This is a genomic window from Cupriavidus sp. SIMBA_020 (assembly GCF_046535395.1).
GTDB classification, from domain to species: domain Bacteria; phylum Pseudomonadota; class Gammaproteobacteria; order Burkholderiales; family Burkholderiaceae; genus Cupriavidus; species Cupriavidus campinensis.
Genome location: NZ_JAWRWU010000004.1, coordinates 34,560 through 52,255, shown reverse-complemented (window position 1 = coordinate 52,255; position 17,696 = coordinate 34,560). Strand labels below are relative to the sequence as shown.

The window sequence follows — 17,696 nt, the reverse complement described above, 5'->3', positions numbered from 1 at the left end:
ATGCGGCGTGTGCTGCCCCGCTGGCTCAGGCAGATCGCTCGCGGCCTGGTGATGACCACGCTGGCGGGGGTGTCGCTCGCCAGCCTGGCGGCCACCTGCCCGTGGCCGGACTGGGACGCCTTCCGGCGCGACACCATCAGCCCGGACGGCCGCGTGGTCGATGCCAGCACCGAGCGCCAGGCCACGGTCTCCGAAGGGCAGGCCTACGCGCTGTTCTTCGCGCTCGTGGCCAACGACCGTGCCACCTTCGACAAACTGCTCGGCTGGACCGAGAACAATCTGGCGCGCGGCGACCTCAGCGCCCACCTGCCCGCGTGGATCTGGGGCAAGCGCGACAGCGGCCCCGAGGCCGGCACCTGGGGCGTGATCGACACCAACGCCGCCAGCGACGCCGACCTGTGGATCGCCTACACGCTGCTCGAAGCCGGCCGGCTCTGGCGCGAACGCCGCTTCACGGCGCTGGGCACGCTGGTGGCCCGGCGCGCGCTGCGCGAGGAATCGGCGGTGCTGCCCGGACTGGGCCGCACGCTGCTGCCGGGCCCGGTCGGCTTTCATCCCACCCCGGACAGCTGGCGGCTGAACCCGAGCTACGTGCCGCTGCCGGTAATGCGCCGGCTGGCCGCTGCGCTGACCGAGGACCGGGGCTGGCAGGCCATGGTCGAGAGCGCGGGGCGGCTGATCGTGGACACCGCGCCGCGCGGCTTCTCGCCCGACTGGGTGCTCTATCAGAAGGGCGCCGGCTTCCGGCCCGATACGGACACGCAGGCCACGGGCTCCTATGATTCGATCCGGGTCTACCTGTGGGCCGGCATGACCGCTGCGGGCGACCCGCTGCGCGCCGGAGTGCTGCGTACATTGCATCCAATGGCCGACTATGTGCTCGCCAACGGCCATCCGCCCGAGCGGGTGGACACGCAGGCGGGCACCTTCGGGCCGAACGCGGGCAACGCGGGCTTCTCGGCGGCCATCGCGCCGTTCATGCTGGCGCAGGGCCAGCCGGACGCCGCGCGCGCCCAGGCGCAGCGCACGCGCACGCTGGCCGCGCAGTCGCCCTCCGGCTACTACGGTCAGGTACTGACGCTGTTCGGGCTGGGGCATGTGGATGGCCTGTACCGGTTCGAGGCGGACGGCAAGCTGGTGCCGGCGTGGAATACCGCATGCCCGGCAAGGCGCTAGCTCGCACGCTGTGGCTGCTGCTGGCCAGCGCCGCGCTGCCGGGTGAGGCAGCGGCCGCCGACGCCGCGTCCGCCCCGGCCGCGCCATCGACCGCCACCACGCGCCGGGAGATGGCGCAGTTGCTGGCGTCGGCGCGCATGTGGGAGGCGCGCAACCGTGCGGACATGGCGCGCGGCGTACTGGAGAAGGCGTTGTTGATCGATCCGCGCCAACCGGAGGCGCTCAAGATGCTGGGCCTGATCGAAATCCGTTCCAACCGCCCCACCGAGGCTGACAAGGTGCTGCGGCACATGCGCGAGGTGGCGCCGGACAGCGCGGCCACGCGCGACCTTGAGGACGCCTACCGCATCGCCACGCGTGACAAGCGCGAGATGGCGCAGGTGCGGCTGCTCGCCCGCAGTGGCAAGTCCGAGGAGGCCGCCACGCGGCTGGAGGCCCTGTTCCCGCGCGGCGCGCCGGGCGGCGAACTGGCGCTGGACTACTACCGCATCCTGGCCGGCACCACCGCCGGCCGCCCGCGCGCGATTGCCGAGTTGCGCCGCCGTGTGAAGCAGGAGCCGGACGACTCGCGCCTCGCCCTGGCGCTGGGCAGCCTGCTGACCGACCGCGAGGCCACCCGGCAGGAAGGGCTCGCCATCCTCTACGACCTCACCCAGCGGCCCGATGGCGACCGCAAGAGCGCGCTCGATATCTGGCGGCGCACGCTGTACGGCGTCAACGAAGACCCGGCCTACTACGTGTGGTTCGAGCGTTACCTCAAGGAAGTGCCCGACGACGAGGCCGCCAAACAGACACTCGCCAGCCTCGGCGCCAGGCGCGAGGCCCAGCGCAAGCTGGAAGCCGACCCCGCCTGGCAGGCGCGGCAGCGCGGGCTGGCCCAGCTGGAGCGCGGGCAGCTCAAGGAGGCCGACATCGCGCTTCAGAAGGCCTACCAGAAGCGCCGGCAGGATGGCGAGGTGGTGGGCGGGCTCGGTCTGGTGCGGCTGCGCGAAGGCCGGCACGACGAAGCCCGCGAGCTGTTCACCCGGGCGATGAGCCTCGATCCGGACAATCGCAATAAATGGCGCAGCCTGCGGGACACGGCCACGTTCTGGGGCACCGTGGCGCGTGCGCGCGAGGCCAACGCCCAGGGCAAGCCAGTGCAGGCCGAAGCGCTGGCGCGCGAGGAGCTGGCCCTGCAGCCCGGCAACGAGAACGCGCAGGCGATTCTGGCCGACGCGCTGATCGCCCAGCACAAGGATGCCGAGGCCGAGACGCTGCTGCGCCAGATGCTGGCCCGGCCGAAGCCCGACATGGGCGCGCTGCGCAGCCTCGTCGCCCTGCTCCAGACGCAGCAGCGGCAAGACGAGATCGGCCCGCTGATCGCGGACGCGTCGCGCCGTATGCAGGGCTCGGAGTCGGAACTGCGCGCACTGCGGGCCGACCTGCTGGCCGTGCAGGCCGACCAGCTGATCGCGCAGAAGCAGCGCAGCCCGGCGCTGCAGCGGCTCGAAGACGCCATCCGGCTGGCCCCCGATGCCGCGTGGACGCGCTACACGCTGGCCCGCCTCTATCGCGACCTCAACCTGCCGGTGCTGGGCCGCACCGTCATGGAGGACGGGGTCGCCGCCGCGCCCACCGCCGAGATGCGCTACGCCACCGCGCTCTATCTCAATGCCGTGGACGACATCGACGCCGCCACGGCCGTACTGGCGGCGGTGCCCGAAGCCGAACGCAGCGAAGGCATGCGCGGCCTCGCCAGCAACCTCGCGGCGCAAAAACTGCTGCGCGAGGCCCGCCTGTGGCTGGCAGAAGGCCGCGATGACGAGGCCCGCGCGCTGCTCGACCAGGCCGCCATCGCCGCGCGCGACGAACCGCACATGCTCGCCTCCATCGGCCGCGAATGGATCGGGCTGGGCGAGACCGACAAGGGCCTGCGGCTGGTCAGCGACTGGCTGGCCGCGCACCCCGAGGACCCCCACCTCGACATCCGCCTGCGCTACGGCGAACTGCTGGCCGCCGCCGACCGGGACGACGCCTTGCAGGCCTGGATTGCCGAATCGCGCGCCCTGCCCGGCATCACGGCCGAACAGCAGGCGTCGTTCGACGATCAGTCGCTGCGGCTGGCGCTGCGCCGCACCGACCGGCTCATCGCCGATGGCGACCTCACGCGGGCCCAGCAGATGCTGTACGCCGTGCCCGAGGGCCAGCAGGCTGACCGCCGCTGGCTGCTGACGCTGGCCGATCTGAGAGAAGCCGGCGGCGACTACCGGGGCGCGGCGGAGGCCGCGCAGGCGGTGCTGGCCACGGACCCCAAGGACGCCGGCGCGCGGCTCACGCTGGCGCGCATGCTCGAACGGCAGGGCAAGGAGGCGCAGGCGCTGGAGATCGTGCGCGCGGTGCTGGCCGATACCCCCGACGACGACATCGACACCCGGCTCTCGGTGGCGCGGCGCTTCACGGCGATGCGGCGCACGGACGAGGCCAGCGCCGTGGTCGACGACCTCGCCCAGCGCTACCCGGACCGCGCCGACATCACCGTGCAGCAGGGCCGCATCGCCCAGGCGCGCGGCGACTTCAACGACGCGGCGGCGCACTATCGCACCGCACAGGGGCTGGAGCAGCGCGAAGGCGTGCTGCCCGGCCCCGAGGGCACGCCAGCCGGCCGCGCCCTGGCCGGGCTGGAGGCGCGCCGCCAGGGCGAGGTGGCGACGGCCGTGATGCAGTCGAACAAATCCGGCGATGCCGGCATCTCGCGGCTGCACGCCACCGAGATCCCGCTGTTCGTGCGCATTCCGCAGGGCTACAGCGGCCACATGTTCTTCCATGCGGACACCGTGCTGCTCGACGCCGGCACGCTGCAGGCGAGCAACTTCTCGAAGGCGTCCGAGTTCGGCAAGATCGCCGCGCTCGGCAACACGGGCCTCGGCACCATCGGCCAGACCGACCGTGGCGTGGCGCTGGCCGCCGGCTACGAGTTCGATGGCGCCGACAACAGCTGGCGGGCGGACCTCGGCACCACGCCGCTCGGCTTTACCGAACAGACCGTGGTGGGCGGCTTCCGCTATCGCGCGGATCTGGGCGTCTCGTCCGCCTCCGTCGACGTCTCGCGGCGGGCCGTGACCAGTTCGCTGATCTCCTACGGCGGCGCCACGGACCCCGTCACCGGCGAGACCTGGGGCGGCGTGGTGCGCAACGGCATCCACCTGCGCTACGCGCGTGACATCGGCCGCGTAAGCGTATTCGGCGACGTGGGCGCGGGGCTCTACACCGGCCACAACGTGGTGACGAACCGCGAGTTCACGGTCCGCACCGGCTTCGACCTGCCCGTCTACGCCCAGCGCGACCAGCGCGTGACCAGCGGGCTGGTGCTGAACTACTGGCGCTACAGCGACAACCAGCGTTTCTACTCGTTCGGCCATGGCGGCTACTACAGCCCGCAGCGCTACCTCTCGTTCGGCATCCCGCTCGACTGGACCGGGCGCTACGCGCGCTGGTCGTGGCGGCTGCAGGGCTCGGCCGGCTGGTCGTTCACCTACGAGGACGACGCGCCCTACTTCCCCACCCGCCCCGACCTGCAACAACTGGCCGGCAACCCGATCTACACGGGCGGCTCGGGCGGCGGCTTCAGCTACACGCTGGGCGCCACGGTGGAATACACCTTCGCCCCGCACTGGGTGGCCGGCGCGGGCTTCCAGATCGACCGCTCGCGCGACTACGCGCCGAACCGGGCCATGGTCTGGCTGCGCTACCTGTTCGACCGTCGCCGCGACCCGGTGCCGTTGCCGCCGAATCCGGTGCGGCCGTACTCGGCCTATTGATGGGGGATCGATGAAGCACACCGACCGCACCACTGCCCCCGCCATCCCCGCCACCGCCCGGCCCGGCCTGCGCGCGCGCTTCCAGGCGCGCACGGGGCTGGCCATCGACGGGCTGTCGCCGGCGCTGGCCACGCTCACCCCGGCCCGCGCGCACGTGGTCTATGCCGAGCCCTCGCCCGCCCGCGACGCGCTGTTCTGGCAGACCGCCGCCACGGCGCTGCACGCGCCAGCCACGGTGCTCTCCACGCGTGACGCCGCCGACATTGCCGCCCAGCTACGCGCCCATGGGCTCGACATCGACGCCAACCGCGCGCTCCACGGCCGCGCCAACCTGTGCGCGCTGCACCCGCCCACGGACGCCAGCCGGCCCGGCATCGACTTGCTCATGGAGGCACTCCAGGCGCTGGTGGACCAGTGCGGTGCGCAGGGCAGCATGATGCTGATCGAAGGGGCGGAGGCGTTCTTCGCCTGGCACGATGCCGCGCGGCAGGCCCAGGAAGGCCAGCGGCTGGGCGAATGGTGCGCGCGCCACCGCTGCGCGGTGCTGCTGGTGATGGGGCCGCCCGCGCCGGCGCCGGGGCAGCCGGCACCGGACCTGCAGGGCTTCCACGGCCGCTTTGCCGGCGCGGTGCAACTCTCGCAGCAACAGGGCCAATACACCTGGGAGGTGGCGTTCTGGCGCGACAACCAGGCCGTGGTGGCGGGCGAGATCGTGCCGCTGCGCTTTGCGCCGCACGAGCACCGGCTGATGGTGGCCGCGCAGACCTTCACCGACACCATCGAGGAAGCCGGCATGCTCGCGCCGGACGAGCAGCGCGTGATCGTCAGCCGCGACGCCGTGCTGCGCGAGCGCTACATCCCCGAACACTGGCGCGTGGTGGACAGCAACGAGGCCGCCGTGGCCAGCGCCGCCCGCGCGGTGGCGGCCACGGTCCTGCTGCACTACGGCGGCGGGCGCGAACTCGAGACGCTGGCCGAGCAGGTGCACCGGCTGCGGCGCGGCGCCGGGCGCGCGCTGAAGATTGCCGTGCGCGAGGACAAGGAGGCCATGCGCCAGCACTACGAGCTGCTGATGCTCAACCTCGGCGCCAATCTCGTCATCGCCCAGCGCACGCCGTTCGCGCGGGTGCAGGCCATGATCGAGGGCCTGCAGGGGCAGGTGTTCTCGCGGCCGATTCTGGCCGACTACCGCAACGCGCTGTCCGCCGTGCTGACTACCTCGACCAGCGGCTACGTGCCGCCCGCCGAGTTCGTCTCGCTGGTGCGTGACGCCGTGGAGCGCAGCCGCATGATCCGGCTGCCCCACGTGCTGCTGCAACTGCCGCTGCTGCCCGAGGTCGCCCATGTGGAGGCGCTGCGCGCCTGCCGCATGAACCGCGCGGGCGACCTCTGCACGGCCGGCAGCGACAGCCTCTACGCCTTCTTCTTCGCCTGCCGCATGGACGATGTGGACGCCGTGTGCCGGCGCGTGTTCCAGCGCCCGCTGGCCGAGCTGTTCCATGGCGACGTGCGCAATGGCGACCTGGAGTCCATCGGCGCCACGCTGGGCCGCTTCGAGGCCGAGATCGCCGAGGTGCCGCCGCCCGACTACAGCAGCTGGCTCGCGCGCCAGCAGGAGGCGCCCCGGCCCGCGCCGGCCCCCACGTCCGACATGCCCGACATGCCCGACACGCCTGACATGCCCGACACCACCGCCGCGCTGGTTGCGCACGGCAGCGTCCATGGCGGCGCCAACGCCCCGCCGGTGGCCCAAATCCCCACGCTGCCGCTGCGCGACACCCCGCCCGCGCAGCCGCGTGCCATGCCGCAGCCGCACCCGGTGCCGCTGCTTCGACAGGACTGACGCGACATGTCCATCTTCCTTGGCTATTTCATCTGGGGACTGATTCTGGCGGCGCCGCTGGCGTTCGTGATCTGGCGCTTCGACCTGCTGCGCTGGTTCCCGCAATGGACCGCGCCGCGCCCGCGCCGCACCGTGCGCCTGCCGCCCCAGCTGCACGGCATGGTGATTCGCGGCAAGCGCCGCCCGGACCGGGAGCCCCAGCGATGAAGACCATCGCCATCGTCTCCCCCGCCGGCGGCGCCGGACGCAGCATGGTGACGGCCTCGCTGGCCTCGCTGCTGGCGGCGCGCGGGCACCCGGTGCTGGCGCTCGAATGCGACCCGCGCAATGTGCTGGGCTATCACTTCGGCCTGCGCGACGCCGCGCGCGCGGGGCTGTCCGGCTGCCTGGCCGACGGGTCGCCCACCGCGTGGGCGCAGGCCGGGCTGCGCAGCGACGATGGCGTGCTGTTCGTGCCCTGGGGCGAGCAGGACAGCGACGACGATGACATCCAGGCCGGCAAGCTGCTGCGCGCGGGGCCGCACTGGCTGCGCGGGCTGATCGCCCAGGTGGCCATGCCGGCGCACGGCGCGGTGCTGATCGACACGCCGCCCTGGCCCTCGCCGCACGCGGGCCAGGCCATCGCCGCCGCAGACCTGGTGCTGGTGCTCCTGCCGCCGCAGCCTGAAGTCTGTGTCGGGCTACGCCGCCTGACCGATGCGCTGGCCCGGCGCGGCCACGCCGCCTGCTACGTGGCCACGCGGCTCCAGCCGGCGCGACGGCTGCATGCCGATATCGTCACGCTGCTGCGCGCCACGCTGGGCGACGCGATGCTGGCCTGCCCCGTGCACGAGGACAGCGGCATTCCGGAAGCCTTCGCGCGCAGCGAGAACTTCTGCCGCAGCGCGCCGCATTCGCAGGCGGCGCACGACCTGCAAGGGCTGGCGTCGTGGGTCTCCCACTGGATTGGCGCCCCGCCACAGGAGCCCGAACGATGAGCGCCAAGCCCACCCGCACCGCCCGCATCACCCGCTGGCTGACTGGCGCGCGTGACCGGCTGGCGCGCCACCTTGGCGTCACCGCACCCGCCCACGGCGGCATCTGGCTGCTGCGCGCGGTCTTCCAGCCGCCCCGCCCCGGCAAGCCCGACCTGCCGGCGGAATGGGCCGCCCTGCTGTACCGGCGCGCGCTGGCCCGGCTCGGCATGGGCCGCCGCCGCGACCCGGCCGCGTGGGTGTGGCGGCTGTTCATCCGCCCGCCGCGCCCGCGCTACCGGCTGGCCGCCGACCTGCGCAAGCGCCGCCAGGTTGCCGCGCCGCCGGGGGTCACACCGTTCCGGCGCTGGCTGGACCGCCTGCTCGGGCCGATCTACCACGCGGTAACGCGCGCGCGGCGCCGCGTTGCCGCGCGGCTGCCCCGCGTGAACTGGGCGCGCGTGGGCGATGGCGTGGAAGCCGTCGCCACCCGCGTGGGCCGCATCCCGTTCGCGGTGCCCACATCGCTGGTGCTCGCCTGCCTGGCCGGTGCGGTCATCAGCACCACGCCGCTGACGTTTTCAAGCCAGCTGCTGCTGTTCGCCATCGTCTGGATCGGGCTGACGGTGCTGCGGCGCATTCCCGGCCGGCTGCCGACGCTGGCGATGATGGTGCTCTCCACGCTGATGGCGGGCCGCTATATCTGGTGGCGCTCCACGCAGACGCTGCAGTTCACCACGGCCACCGAGGCCGCCGTGGGCTACCTCCTCTATGCGGCCGAGGTCTACACCTGGATCGTGCTGGGGCTGGGCTACCTGCAAACGGCGTGGCCGCTGAACCGCCGGCCCAAGGCGCTGCCGGCCGACCCGGAGACCTGGCCGACGGTGGACGTCTACATCCCCACCTACAACGAGTCGCTGGCGGTGCTGCAGCCCACCGTGTACGCGGCGCTGAGCATGGACTGGCCGGCGCACAAGCTGCGCGTGTTCATCCTCGACGATGGCCGGCGGCCCGCGATGCGGGACTTCGCGGCGGCGGCCGGGGTGGGCTACCTCACGCGCGAGGACAATTTCCACGCCAAGGCCGGCAATATCAACAAGGCGCTGGCGAAGACGGACGGCGAGTACATCGCGATCTTCGACTGCGACCACATCCCCACCCGGTCCTTCCTGCAGATGACCATGGGCGAGTTCCTGGCCGACCCGAAGTGCGCGCTGGTGCAGACGCCGCACCACTTCTTCTCGCCAGACCCGTTCGAGCGCAACTTCGACACCTTCCGGCGCGTGCCGAACGAAGGCAGCCTGTTCTACGGGCTGATCCAGGACGGCAACGATTTCTGGAACGCCACCTTCTTCTGCGGCTCCTGCGCGGTCATCAAACGCGCCCCGCTGCTGGAGATCGGCGGGATTGCCGTGGAAACCGTCACCGAGGACGCCCACACGGCCCTCAAGCTGCACCGGCTGGGCTACAACAGCGCCTACCTGCGCACGGTGCAGGCGGCGGGGCTGGCTACCGAGAGCCTGTCCGGCCATATCGGGCAGCGCATCCGCTGGGCGCGCGGCATGGCACAGATCTTCCGCATCGACAACCCGCTGCTCGGGCGCGGGCTGCACCTGTTCCAGCGCATCTGCTACAGCAACGCGATGCTGCACTTCTTCTACGGCATTCCCCGGCTGATCTTCCTGACCATGCCGATCGCCTACCTGTACTTCGGCCTGCACGTGATCAACACCTCGGCGCTGCTGATCATGGCCTACGTGCTGCCCTACCTGTTCGTGGCCAACGTGACCAACTCGCGGCTGCAGGGCCGCTACCGTCATTCGTTCTGGGCCGAGGTCTACGAATCGGTGCTGGCCTGGTACATCGTGCTGCCGACCACGGTGGCCTTTATCAACCCGCGCCTGGGCAAGTTCAATGTCACGGCCAAGGGCGGGCAGATTGCCGACGACTACCTCGACTGGACCATCTCCAAGCCCTACCTGGTGCTGCTGGCGCTCAACGTGGTCGGGCTGGCGGTTGGCGTGGGCCACCTGCTGTTTGGCAGCACCGACGAGCCGGCCACGGTGCTGATGAACATGGGCTGGGCACTGGCCAACCTGATCATGCTCGGCGCCGCCGTGGGCGTGGCGCGGGAGGCGCGGCAGGTGCGGGTCTCCCACCGCATTCCGATGCGGGTGCCGGCCACGCTGCTGCTGCCGGACGGCGCCACGCTGGCCTGCCGCACCGAGAACTACTCGATGGGCGGGCTCGGCCTGTTGCTGCCCGTGGAGGTGACGCTCGACGAGGGGGCGCGCGTGGGCGTCTGCCTGGCGCGCGGCACGCGCACCTATCACTTCCCCGGCGTGGTCACGCGCAACGTCAACCGTCACCTCGGCGTGCGGATGGAGGGCCTGACCGCCGAGCGCGAGATCGAGCTGATCCAGTGCACCTTCGGCCGCGCCGACGCCTGGATCGACTGGCTGGACGACGAACACGCCGACGCCCCGCTGCGCAGCCTCAAGGAGGTGATCGAGATGGGCTACCAGGGCCTGCTGCGCCTCTACGACGCCTGCGCGGAAGCGTTCGACCTGCTGATCTGGCGCCGCCGCCCCCGCCAGCCTTAGATCATCCCCCCCGCCATCACGCCGCAGGAGCCGAACCTCACATCGCCATGGGAATCTGGAACCTCTACTTCCTCGCCAAGCTCTGGCTGTTCCACACGGGCCACCTCCAGCCGCACTGGCTGACGAACCTGGTGTTCGCGCTGTTCCTGGCGGCGCCGATGGAGTCGCGGCCGCTGCGGGTGCTGCGCCAGTTCATCGCCATCGGGGTCGGGGCGATGCTGGCCTACCGGGAATCGACGCTGCCGCCGTTCGCGCGCGTGGTGTCGCAGTTCTCGAACGTGCGCGCGTTCACGCCGGATTACCTGCTCGAACTGGCGCAGCGCATCGTCTCCCTGCAGATGGTGGTGGCGATCGGGCTGGCGGTGCTGCTCTACCTGATCATCAACCGCTGGGTGCGGGTGACATCCTTCGTGCTGCTGGCGCTGATCGCCATCCCGTTCTGGCACGGCACCGGCGACGGCAACCCGCCGACGCGCCTCAACCAGATGACCGCGCGCGCGGCGGACACTCCGCGCGCCGACTTCGCCGTGCGTGGCGGCTACGACGCCCAACTGGCCGCCTTCCGCGAGCAGGAATCGACCCGGTCGGCCACCGCGCAGCCGCTGACGGCCACGCCCGACGCGCAGTTCGACATCATCGTGCTGCACATCTGCTCGCTGTCGTGGGACGACCTGGACGCCGCCAAGGCCAGCAACCACCCGCTGTTCACGCGCTTCGACTACCTGTTCAAGAATTTCAGTTCCGCCGCCAGCTACAGCGGGCCGGCCGCCATCCGGCTGCTGCGCGCCTCGTGCGGCCAGCAGCCCCACGCCAGCCTGTACTCGCCGGCGCCCGCCGAATGCCATCTGTTCGAAGCGCTCGCCCAGGCCGGCTTCGGCCCCCATGTGCTGCTGAACCACGATGGCCGCTTCGACAATTTCCGCAGCTTCGTGGACAAGGAAGTCGGCGTGGCGGGCGTGCAGCCCGAGTCCAACGAGGGCGTGCCCGTGGCGATGCGCGCCTTCGACGACTCCCCGGTGCTGGGCGACTACGACACCTTCGACCACTGGTACAAGCGCCGCCTCCAGCAGAACAGCGGCCCCGTGGCGCTCTACTTCAACACGGTGACGCTGCACGACGGCAACCGGCTGCCGGGCAAGCGGCTGACCAGCCTGGAGTCCTACCCGCTGCGGCTGGCCAAGTTGCTCGAGGACGTGGACCGGATCATCGAGACCATCAGCAAGTCCGGCCGCAAGGCGGTGGTGGTCTTCGTGCCGGAGCATGGCGCGGCGCTGCGTGGCGACGAGAACCAGATTTCCGGGCTGCGCGAGATTCCCACGCCGCGCATCGTCCATGTGCCGGTGGGCGTGAAGCTGGTGGGCCTGCCGACTACGGCCGCGGGCGGCATGGTGACGATTGACGCGCCGTCCAGCTTCCTGGCGCTGTCGCAGCTGCTGTTCAACCTCGTGGCGGACAGCCCGTTCCGCCAGGGTGCCCCGCCCACCCCCAGCTACAGCGAGAACCTGCCGCAGACGGCGATGGTGGGCGAGAACGAGGGCACCGTAACCATGAAGCTGAGCAAGGGCTATGTGATTCATACGCCAGATGGCGTCTGGGTGGAGCAGAAATGAGCCAAGCGCCGAAGTCCCCAAGGACCCTGCCGGTGCCGCGCGGCACGCCGGGCGCCTATAGCGATATCGACGCCCTGGGCCGGCATGTCGAAGGCTTTGACGCGCGGCGTTACTTCGACCAGCAGGATGCAGTGCAGACCCGGGCGGCGGCGCAACGCTGGCCGCTGCTGGGGCGCGCGCTGGGACATTCGCCGGACGACACGGACGACCCGTCGACCGGCACCGACAGCTAATGCCGCCACCCCACTCGAGTGGGGCTTTAACCATTGATTTACAAGGAAAACCGTCACATAGCCGACATGCACCGGCCGTAGACTCTGGGCCACTTTCCCCACCCTGGTTCCTTCGGTCATGTCTGGCGTTCTGGTTGATCCCTCCGCTGCCCGCCTGCGCTTCCGGCAGCCCTGTGCCGAGGATCTGGCCGTCATCACGCCGTCCGTGACGACCGACCACACGAATCAGGACGTGCTCGAGGTCTTCGCGCTGCACCGCGACCTCAACTGCCTGCCCGTGACCGAGCGCGACAAGCCCATCGGCCTGATCAACCGGTCGATCTTCCTGTCGCAGATGAGCAAGCCGTACCACCAGGAGCTCTACAACCGCAAGAGCTGCATTGCCTTCATGGACAAGGAGCCGCTGATCGTGGACGCCGCCATGAGCATCGACGCGCTGACCTTCCGCGCGGTGGAGTACGGCGAGAAAGCGCTGGCGGAAGGCTTCATCATCGCCCGCGACGGCAAGTTCATCGGTCTGGGACATGGCCTGCAGCTGATGCGCGTGGTGGCGGACATGCAGGCCGAGCGCAATCGGCAGATCATGCAGAGCATCGACTACGCCAGCACGATCCAGCGGGCGATGCTGCGCACGTCGCGCCAGACGCTGGCCGCCACGCTGCCGGACGCCGCGCTGGTCTGGGAGCCGCGCGACGTGGTGGGCGGCGACTTCTATCACTTCGCGGCGTTTGAAGACGGCTGGTTCGCCGCGCTGGCCGACTGCACCGGCCATGGCGTGCCGGGCGCGTTCATGACGCTGATTGCCTCGTCGCTGCTGACGCAGGCCATCGAGCAGCAGGGCCCGCGCGACCCCGGCGCGCTGCTGGCGGCCGTCAATCGCGGCATCAAGCAGATGCTTGGGCAGATCGACGGCCACATCGACGGGCAGGACGGCCAGCGGGGCGAGCGCGGCATCGCCGAATCCGACGACGGCATGGACGCCGCGTTCTTCTGGTTCGACAACGCCACGCGCACGCTAACCTTTGCCGGCGCCAAGTGCGCGCTGTTCGTGCTGCACCCCGGCGACCGCGAAGGCCAGATGATCAACGGCGCCCGCATGGGCGTCGGCTACGTGGACACCGGCATGGACTACGCGTGGCAGAACGCGGCCGTGCCGATGCCGCCCGACACGGTGGCCTTCGTGACCACGGACGGGCTGATCGACCAGATCGGCGGCCCGCGCGAGATCTCCTTCGGCAAGCGCCGCATGCGCGAGGCGATCTGCGCCAGCCGCGCGGCATCGGCGGCGCAGATCAGCCAGGCGGTGCTCGAGGTGCACCGTGCCTGGCAGGGGCAGCACCGGCGCCGCGACGACCTGACCTTTTTCTGCTTCCGCGCCCGATAACACCGCGCCAGCCTCTTACAGCGCCCCACCGGCCGCACGACACATGAACGCCGCACAATCGATTGACAAGGAATATGAGCCGTTTTTCGCGATGGCTCGGGAACGCAACGTGATCTTCTACTACGTCGGCTACTTTTCGCAGAACATCATCGCCGCCATGTCCGACGCGGTACGCCTGCAGCTCGCCGTGAGCGGGGTCGATGGCGCCACGCGGCGCAAGCTGTTCTCGTCGTTCGTGGAAATGGCGCAGAACATCGTCCACTATTCCTCGGACGCCCTGACCTCGCCCACGCCGGAGAGCGAGCAGCAGCGCGGCCAGCTGCGCCACGGCTCGGTGTGCATCAGCATGGTGGACGAGCACTACCGCCTGATGTGTTCCAATCCGGTGGCCACGGTGCGCGTGCACCAGCTGCGCGCCACGCTGGAGCCGCTGCGCACGATGACGCTGGACGAGATCAAGCAAGCCTACAAGCAGACCCTGCGCGCCGAGGCGCCGGAGGGCAGCAAAGGCGCCGGGCTCGGCTTCCTGACGATGGCGCGCGATGCCAGCGCGCCCCTCGAATACAACTTTCAACCGATCGACACGGATCCGGGATCGACGATGTTCCAGCTCGTCGCCACGATCTGACGTCTCGGGAAGAGCCTCTGCCATGGAAAACCTGTTTATCGCCGCCACGCCCTCCTCGCCCGAGGTGAGCTTCGACTTCGAGCGGCACATCCTCTCGCTCAAGGGCGAGTCCTACCCCGAGAACGCCGCCGTGTTCTACGGCGAGGCCATCGCCCGCCTGCGCAAGTACCTGGCCGCGTGCGACGGGGTTTCGGTCACGGTCAACGTGGCGCTGACCTACTTCAACAGTTCGAGCACCAAGATGCTGTTCAGCATCTTCGACGCGCTGAACGACGCCGCCGAGCGCGGCAACCGCATCGCACTGCACTGGTTCCACGACGAGGACGACGACACCATCCTCGAATTCGGCCAGGAACTTCACGACGACTTTCCCGCGATTGCGTTCCACGACGTTGCGACCACCGGCAGTTGAACCCGCCCGCCGCCATCATGTCCGAGCCCGACCTGTTCGAATCGGAGAACAGCGTCCTGGCACATGCCAAGGCCGTGTTCTGCGATGTCGATGCCGGCGAGGAGTCGTATCGGCATACGCTGGGCCAGCTCATCAGCTACTACGAGCGGCTGATGCGCGAGACGCGCCGGCTGATCCGCCGCAGCGACCGCGAGGAACTGGAGATGAACCGGCTCAACCACCGGCTCCAGGAGCTGGCGCAGGAACTTGAATACCGCGCCACGCACGACACGCTGACCGGCGCGCTCAACCGCGGCGCCGTGATCGACCGCGCCACGGCGGCGCTGGCGCGCGGGAGCCTGTCGATGATCGTGCTCGACATCGACCATTTCAAGCGGCTCAACGACGCCTATGGCCATCCGGTGGGCGACGCGGTGATCTGCGGCGTGACCGCCTGTCTCAAGAACACCGTGGATGCCGAGGGCGCCATCGGGCGCGTGGGCGGCGAGGAATTCACCGCGCTGCTGCCGGGCGTCCCGCTGGAGGACGCGCTGGTGCTGGCCGAGGACATGCGCCATGCCATCGCCACGCATCGCTTCCCCTCCCCGGTGGACTGCCCGGTCACGGCAAGTTTCGGCGTGAGCTGGTCCGCCCAGGGCCGCACCTTCGAACACGCGTATGGCCGCGCCGACGAGGCGCTCTACGAGGCCAAGCGCGGCGGCCGCAACCGCGTGATGCAGGCCGCCACGGCGTGACCGCAATTTTCTGATCCATTGACTGGTCCGACACTGTGATCTGGAATACGGTGGTTTGCCCTCGCGAAACCCATGTTTCCGATAGGGCGAGCCTTGACTACTATCCAGAGTGATCCCTGACATCAGGACGGCGCAGGTCACCTCGCCGGCCAGGACAAGGAGAGGCATGCACCACATCGAGCCAGTGGAATGCGTCTGCGGCGCGACGCTCCACATCCGCGAATACCGGCTGGGCCTTGTGAGGACCCCACGCAAGGAACACGCACCCTGCCCCGTCTGCGGGCGCACTGTCTACGAGACCGAGATGGACGGCTTCCTGCTGGTGGAAGTCGTCGCCCGGCGCGCGCCGGTGATGGCCGTGAAGGCTCGTCTGCAGAAGCGTAAGTCGCAACAACCTTAGTTTCAGCCGCTCCCGCTGCACATCGTGGACTAAGGACACGCGTCCTCGTCCCTCCCCCGCCTTTCGGCTGACTGCCTGACCGTCAATCGCGTCAGCGCCTCGTTTCGTCCGCCTTTCCCCCCTTTCTGCGCCACAGCGCCCTCCTCCCCCGCCTGACGGCAAGCGGCCCTGCCGCCACCCCGGCAAGCTCGCGCCGCCGCCTGGGCAATCGTATTTTCTTTAAATTCACGACTTTTTTTAATAGTAATTCCTTCATTTTTTTAGGGTACTGCATGCCGCATTTTTTGATGTGGATCAAATAGTTATCGCACTTCGAATTTAAAGAATCTCCGATTTAAGGGATGCCTACTGGAGATGTAAATTTCGCTCAGCCATGGATTGCATGGCATTTACCTTAAGAACCTAACCATGACCAACATCACACAAATCCTCCGATCCAGCAAAGCGCTCCGCTACGCAGCCATGGTGTGCGCACTGGGCGCCGCCGCGTCTTCCGCCGCCGCTGACGATGGCCGCATCACCTTCACCGGCACCATCTCCGACGTCACCTGCACCGTAACGGGTGGCGGTGCAACCGTGACGGCCCAGTCCGCCGGTAACTTCACCGTCGGCCTGCCGCGCGTGAGCGCCACGGCCCTGGCGGCCAACGGCGAGCGCGCCGGCGATACGCCGTTCTGGATGCGCCTGTCGGGTACCAACTGCACCAACGGCAAGGTCGCCAGCGTGTACTTCGAACCCGCGCAAAGCACCAACATCGACCAGGCCACCGGCAACCTGCGCAACGCCACCGGCACCGGCCGCGCCACGCGCGTGCAAGTTGGCCTGCTGAATGGCGCCAAGTCCGTCATGAACCTGTTCACGAGCACGCCCACCAGCACGGCCACGATCGCCAACAACGCCGCGCAGTTCGACTACTGGGCTCAGTACGTAGCCACCGGTGGCGCAGCCACCGCCGGTACCGTTTCGACTGATGTCGTGTACTCGATTATTTACAACTAAGTCTGTGCTATCGCCACCGCGACCCAGGTTGCGGTGGTGCGCTGTGCCATGACACCCCCGCCTCGCGCATCGCATGGCAGACGAACGTGTCAAGGAAAAGGGATCAAAATGAAACCGCTACATTTTCTGATGATGGCTCTCGCCATCCTTGCCGGCCCATCGCACGCCGCGATCCAGGTCGCCGGCACACGTATCGTCTTTGACGGAAATCAAAAGGAGCAGACCGTACGCCTGACGAATACAGGCGACCGGCCGGTGCTCACACAGATCTGGCTAGATGCCGGTGAAGAGCAAGCCGACGGCACCGTCCAGGCGGGCGCGCAGGCCACCCCGTTCATCGTCAATCCCCCTGTGGCCCGCATCAACAGCGACAAGGCCCAGGTCGTCCGCATTTTCAAGACCGCCGAGGTCGCGGCACTGCCGCAGACACAGGAATCGGTCTTCTGGCTCAACGTCCTCGAAGTTCCGGCGAAGGCCACGCCAGCCGCGAACGCAGAACCGGAGGCGGAAGACAACCGCCTCAACATCGCCTTGCGCACGCGGCTCAAGCTGTTCTATCGACCGGCCGGCGTGAAGGGCGATACCGTCACCGCCGCCGAAGCCATGGCATGGCGCGTTCGCAAGGACGGCGATGACTACGTCGTCACGTGTGCGAACCGCAGCCCGATTCATATCTCGTTTGCCAGCCTGGTGCTGAAGCAAGGCGAGAAGCGTTCGGATGTACCTGGGGGCCTGGCCAAGCCGAATGCCGACGAGACATTCCGCTTCGTGGGTGCCGCCGCAGGCGCCGCGGGCCCGCTGACGCTCGAACTGAACTACATCACCGAACTGGGCGCATTCGTGCCGGTAAGCGTGCCACTGACGGTCGGGGGCTGAGATGACTACGCTGCCCCGTTCGTCGTATGTTGCCCGCGTACCCGC

15 protein-coding genes are annotated in these 17,696 nt (G+C 69.4%); all 15 read left to right on the top strand.

Going from position 1 to position 17,696, the window contains the following annotated elements; genetic code table 11:
- The 15 genes from bcsZ (at position 1) to SB751_RS09375 (ending at position 17,651) form a co-directional block, all read left to right on the top strand.
- Positions 1–1,176 (top strand): cellulose synthase complex periplasmic endoglucanase BcsZ, encoded by a 1,176-nt coding sequence (gene bcsZ, locus SB751_RS09445; RefSeq protein WP_211944164.1) that lies wholly within the window; start codon positions 1–3, stop codon positions 1,174–1,176.
- Positions 1,158–4,976: a cellulose synthase subunit BcsC-related outer membrane protein gene (locus SB751_RS09440; protein WP_410747985.1), complete on the top strand. Its 3,819-nt coding sequence runs from the start codon at positions 1,158–1,160 to the stop codon at positions 4,974–4,976. The genes bcsZ and SB751_RS09440 overlap by 19 nt, the downstream gene beginning before the upstream one ends.
- Positions 4,977–4,986: 10 nt before the next feature.
- Positions 4,987–6,819 carry a cellulose biosynthesis protein BcsE gene (bcsE, locus tag SB751_RS09435; protein WP_410747984.1) on the top strand — a complete coding sequence of 611 codons (1,833 nt, stop codon included), beginning with the start codon at positions 4,987–4,989 and terminating at the stop codon, positions 6,817–6,819.
- A 6-nt stretch (positions 6,820–6,825) separates the two neighbouring features.
- Complete coding sequence (locus tag SB751_RS09430) at positions 6,826–7,026, top strand: hypothetical protein (RefSeq protein WP_144201864.1); 201 nt, start codon at positions 6,826–6,828, stop codon at positions 7,024–7,026.
- Positions 7,023–7,796, top strand: a complete 774-nt coding sequence (bcsQ, locus tag SB751_RS09425) for a cellulose biosynthesis protein BcsQ (protein ID WP_144201866.1) — start codon at positions 7,023–7,025, stop codon at positions 7,794–7,796. The genes SB751_RS09430 and bcsQ overlap by 4 nt, the downstream gene beginning before the upstream one ends.
- On the top strand, positions 7,793–10,375 hold the full coding sequence (gene bcsA / locus SB751_RS09420) for a UDP-forming cellulose synthase catalytic subunit (RefSeq protein ID WP_410747983.1): 2,583 nt from the start codon (positions 7,793–7,795) through the stop codon (positions 10,373–10,375). The genes bcsQ and bcsA overlap by 4 nt, the downstream gene beginning before the upstream one ends.
- 47 nt (positions 10,376–10,422) lie before the next feature.
- Positions 10,423–11,985 carry a cellulose biosynthesis protein BcsG gene (gene bcsG, locus SB751_RS09415; RefSeq protein ID WP_410747982.1) on the top strand — a complete coding sequence of 521 codons (1,563 nt, stop codon included), beginning with the start codon at positions 10,423–10,425 and terminating at the stop codon, positions 11,983–11,985.
- Positions 11,982–12,218, top strand: a complete 237-nt coding sequence (gene bcsR, locus SB751_RS09410; protein WP_144201872.1) for a BcsR/BcsP family cellulose biosynthesis protein — start codon at positions 11,982–11,984, stop codon at positions 12,216–12,218. The genes bcsG and bcsR overlap by 4 nt, the downstream gene beginning before the upstream one ends.
- Before the next feature lie 118 nt (positions 12,219–12,336).
- A complete protein-coding gene (locus tag SB751_RS09405) occupies positions 12,337–13,602 on the top strand; it encodes a SpoIIE family protein phosphatase (protein WP_144201874.1) in 1,266 nt (421 codons plus the stop codon).
- Positions 13,603–13,645: 43 nt separating this feature from the next.
- A complete protein-coding gene (locus SB751_RS09400) occupies positions 13,646–14,230 on the top strand; it encodes a SiaB family protein kinase (protein ID WP_144201876.1) in 585 nt (194 codons plus the stop codon).
- 22 nt (positions 14,231–14,252) lie between these two features.
- On the top strand, positions 14,253–14,642 hold the full coding sequence (locus SB751_RS09395) for a DUF1987 domain-containing protein (protein WP_144201878.1): 390 nt from the start codon (positions 14,253–14,255) through the stop codon (positions 14,640–14,642).
- A gap of 17 nt (positions 14,643–14,659) precedes the next feature.
- Positions 14,660–15,376: a GGDEF domain-containing protein gene (locus SB751_RS09390; RefSeq protein ID WP_144201881.1), complete on the top strand. Its 717-nt coding sequence runs from the start codon at positions 14,660–14,662 to the stop codon at positions 15,374–15,376.
- 166 nt (positions 15,377–15,542) lie between these two features.
- Positions 15,543–15,776: a hypothetical protein gene (locus SB751_RS09385; protein ID WP_144201883.1), complete on the top strand. Its 234-nt coding sequence runs from the start codon at positions 15,543–15,545 to the stop codon at positions 15,774–15,776.
- A gap of 408 nt (positions 15,777–16,184) precedes the next feature.
- Positions 16,185–16,775: a fimbrial protein gene (locus SB751_RS09380; RefSeq protein ID WP_211943912.1), complete on the top strand. Its 591-nt coding sequence runs from the start codon at positions 16,185–16,187 to the stop codon at positions 16,773–16,775.
- A 108-nt stretch (positions 16,776–16,883) separates the two neighbouring features.
- Positions 16,884–17,651 carry a molecular chaperone gene (locus SB751_RS09375; RefSeq protein ID WP_186296960.1) on the top strand — a complete coding sequence of 256 codons (768 nt, stop codon included), beginning with the start codon at positions 16,884–16,886 and terminating at the stop codon, positions 17,649–17,651.
- Positions 17,652–17,696 lie beyond the last annotated feature (45 nt).

Bases quoted from the DNA above. Each gene is read 5' to 3' on its own strand.
- bcsZ (WP_211944164.1), top strand. From the start codon at position 1: ATGCGGCGTGTGCTGCCCCGCTGGCTCAGGCAGATCGCTCGCGGCCTG.
- SB751_RS09440 (WP_410747985.1), top strand. From the start codon at position 1,158: ATGCCCGGCAAGGCGCTAGCTCGCACGCTGTGGCTGCTGCTGGCCAGC.
- bcsE (WP_410747984.1), top strand. From the start codon at position 4,987: ATGAAGCACACCGACCGCACCACTGCCCCCGCCATCCCCGCCACCGCC.
- SB751_RS09430 (WP_144201864.1), top strand. From the start codon at position 6,826: ATGTCCATCTTCCTTGGCTATTTCATCTGGGGACTGATTCTGGCGGCG.
- bcsQ (WP_144201866.1), top strand. From the start codon at position 7,023: ATGAAGACCATCGCCATCGTCTCCCCCGCCGGCGGCGCCGGACGCAGC.
- bcsA (WP_410747983.1), top strand. From the start codon at position 7,793: ATGAGCGCCAAGCCCACCCGCACCGCCCGCATCACCCGCTGGCTGACT.
- bcsG (WP_410747982.1), top strand. From the start codon at position 10,423: ATGGGAATCTGGAACCTCTACTTCCTCGCCAAGCTCTGGCTGTTCCAC.
- bcsR (WP_144201872.1), top strand. From the start codon at position 11,982: ATGAGCCAAGCGCCGAAGTCCCCAAGGACCCTGCCGGTGCCGCGCGGC.
- SB751_RS09405 (WP_144201874.1), top strand. From the start codon at position 12,337: ATGTCTGGCGTTCTGGTTGATCCCTCCGCTGCCCGCCTGCGCTTCCGG.
- SB751_RS09400 (WP_144201876.1), top strand. From the start codon at position 13,646: ATGAACGCCGCACAATCGATTGACAAGGAATATGAGCCGTTTTTCGCG.
- SB751_RS09395 (WP_144201878.1), top strand. From the start codon at position 14,253: ATGGAAAACCTGTTTATCGCCGCCACGCCCTCCTCGCCCGAGGTGAGC.
- SB751_RS09390 (WP_144201881.1), top strand. From the start codon at position 14,660: ATGTCCGAGCCCGACCTGTTCGAATCGGAGAACAGCGTCCTGGCACAT.
- SB751_RS09385 (WP_144201883.1), top strand. From the start codon at position 15,543: ATGCACCACATCGAGCCAGTGGAATGCGTCTGCGGCGCGACGCTCCAC.
- SB751_RS09380 (WP_211943912.1), top strand. From the start codon at position 16,185: ATGACCAACATCACACAAATCCTCCGATCCAGCAAAGCGCTCCGCTAC.
- SB751_RS09375 (WP_186296960.1), top strand. From the start codon at position 16,884: ATGAAACCGCTACATTTTCTGATGATGGCTCTCGCCATCCTTGCCGGC.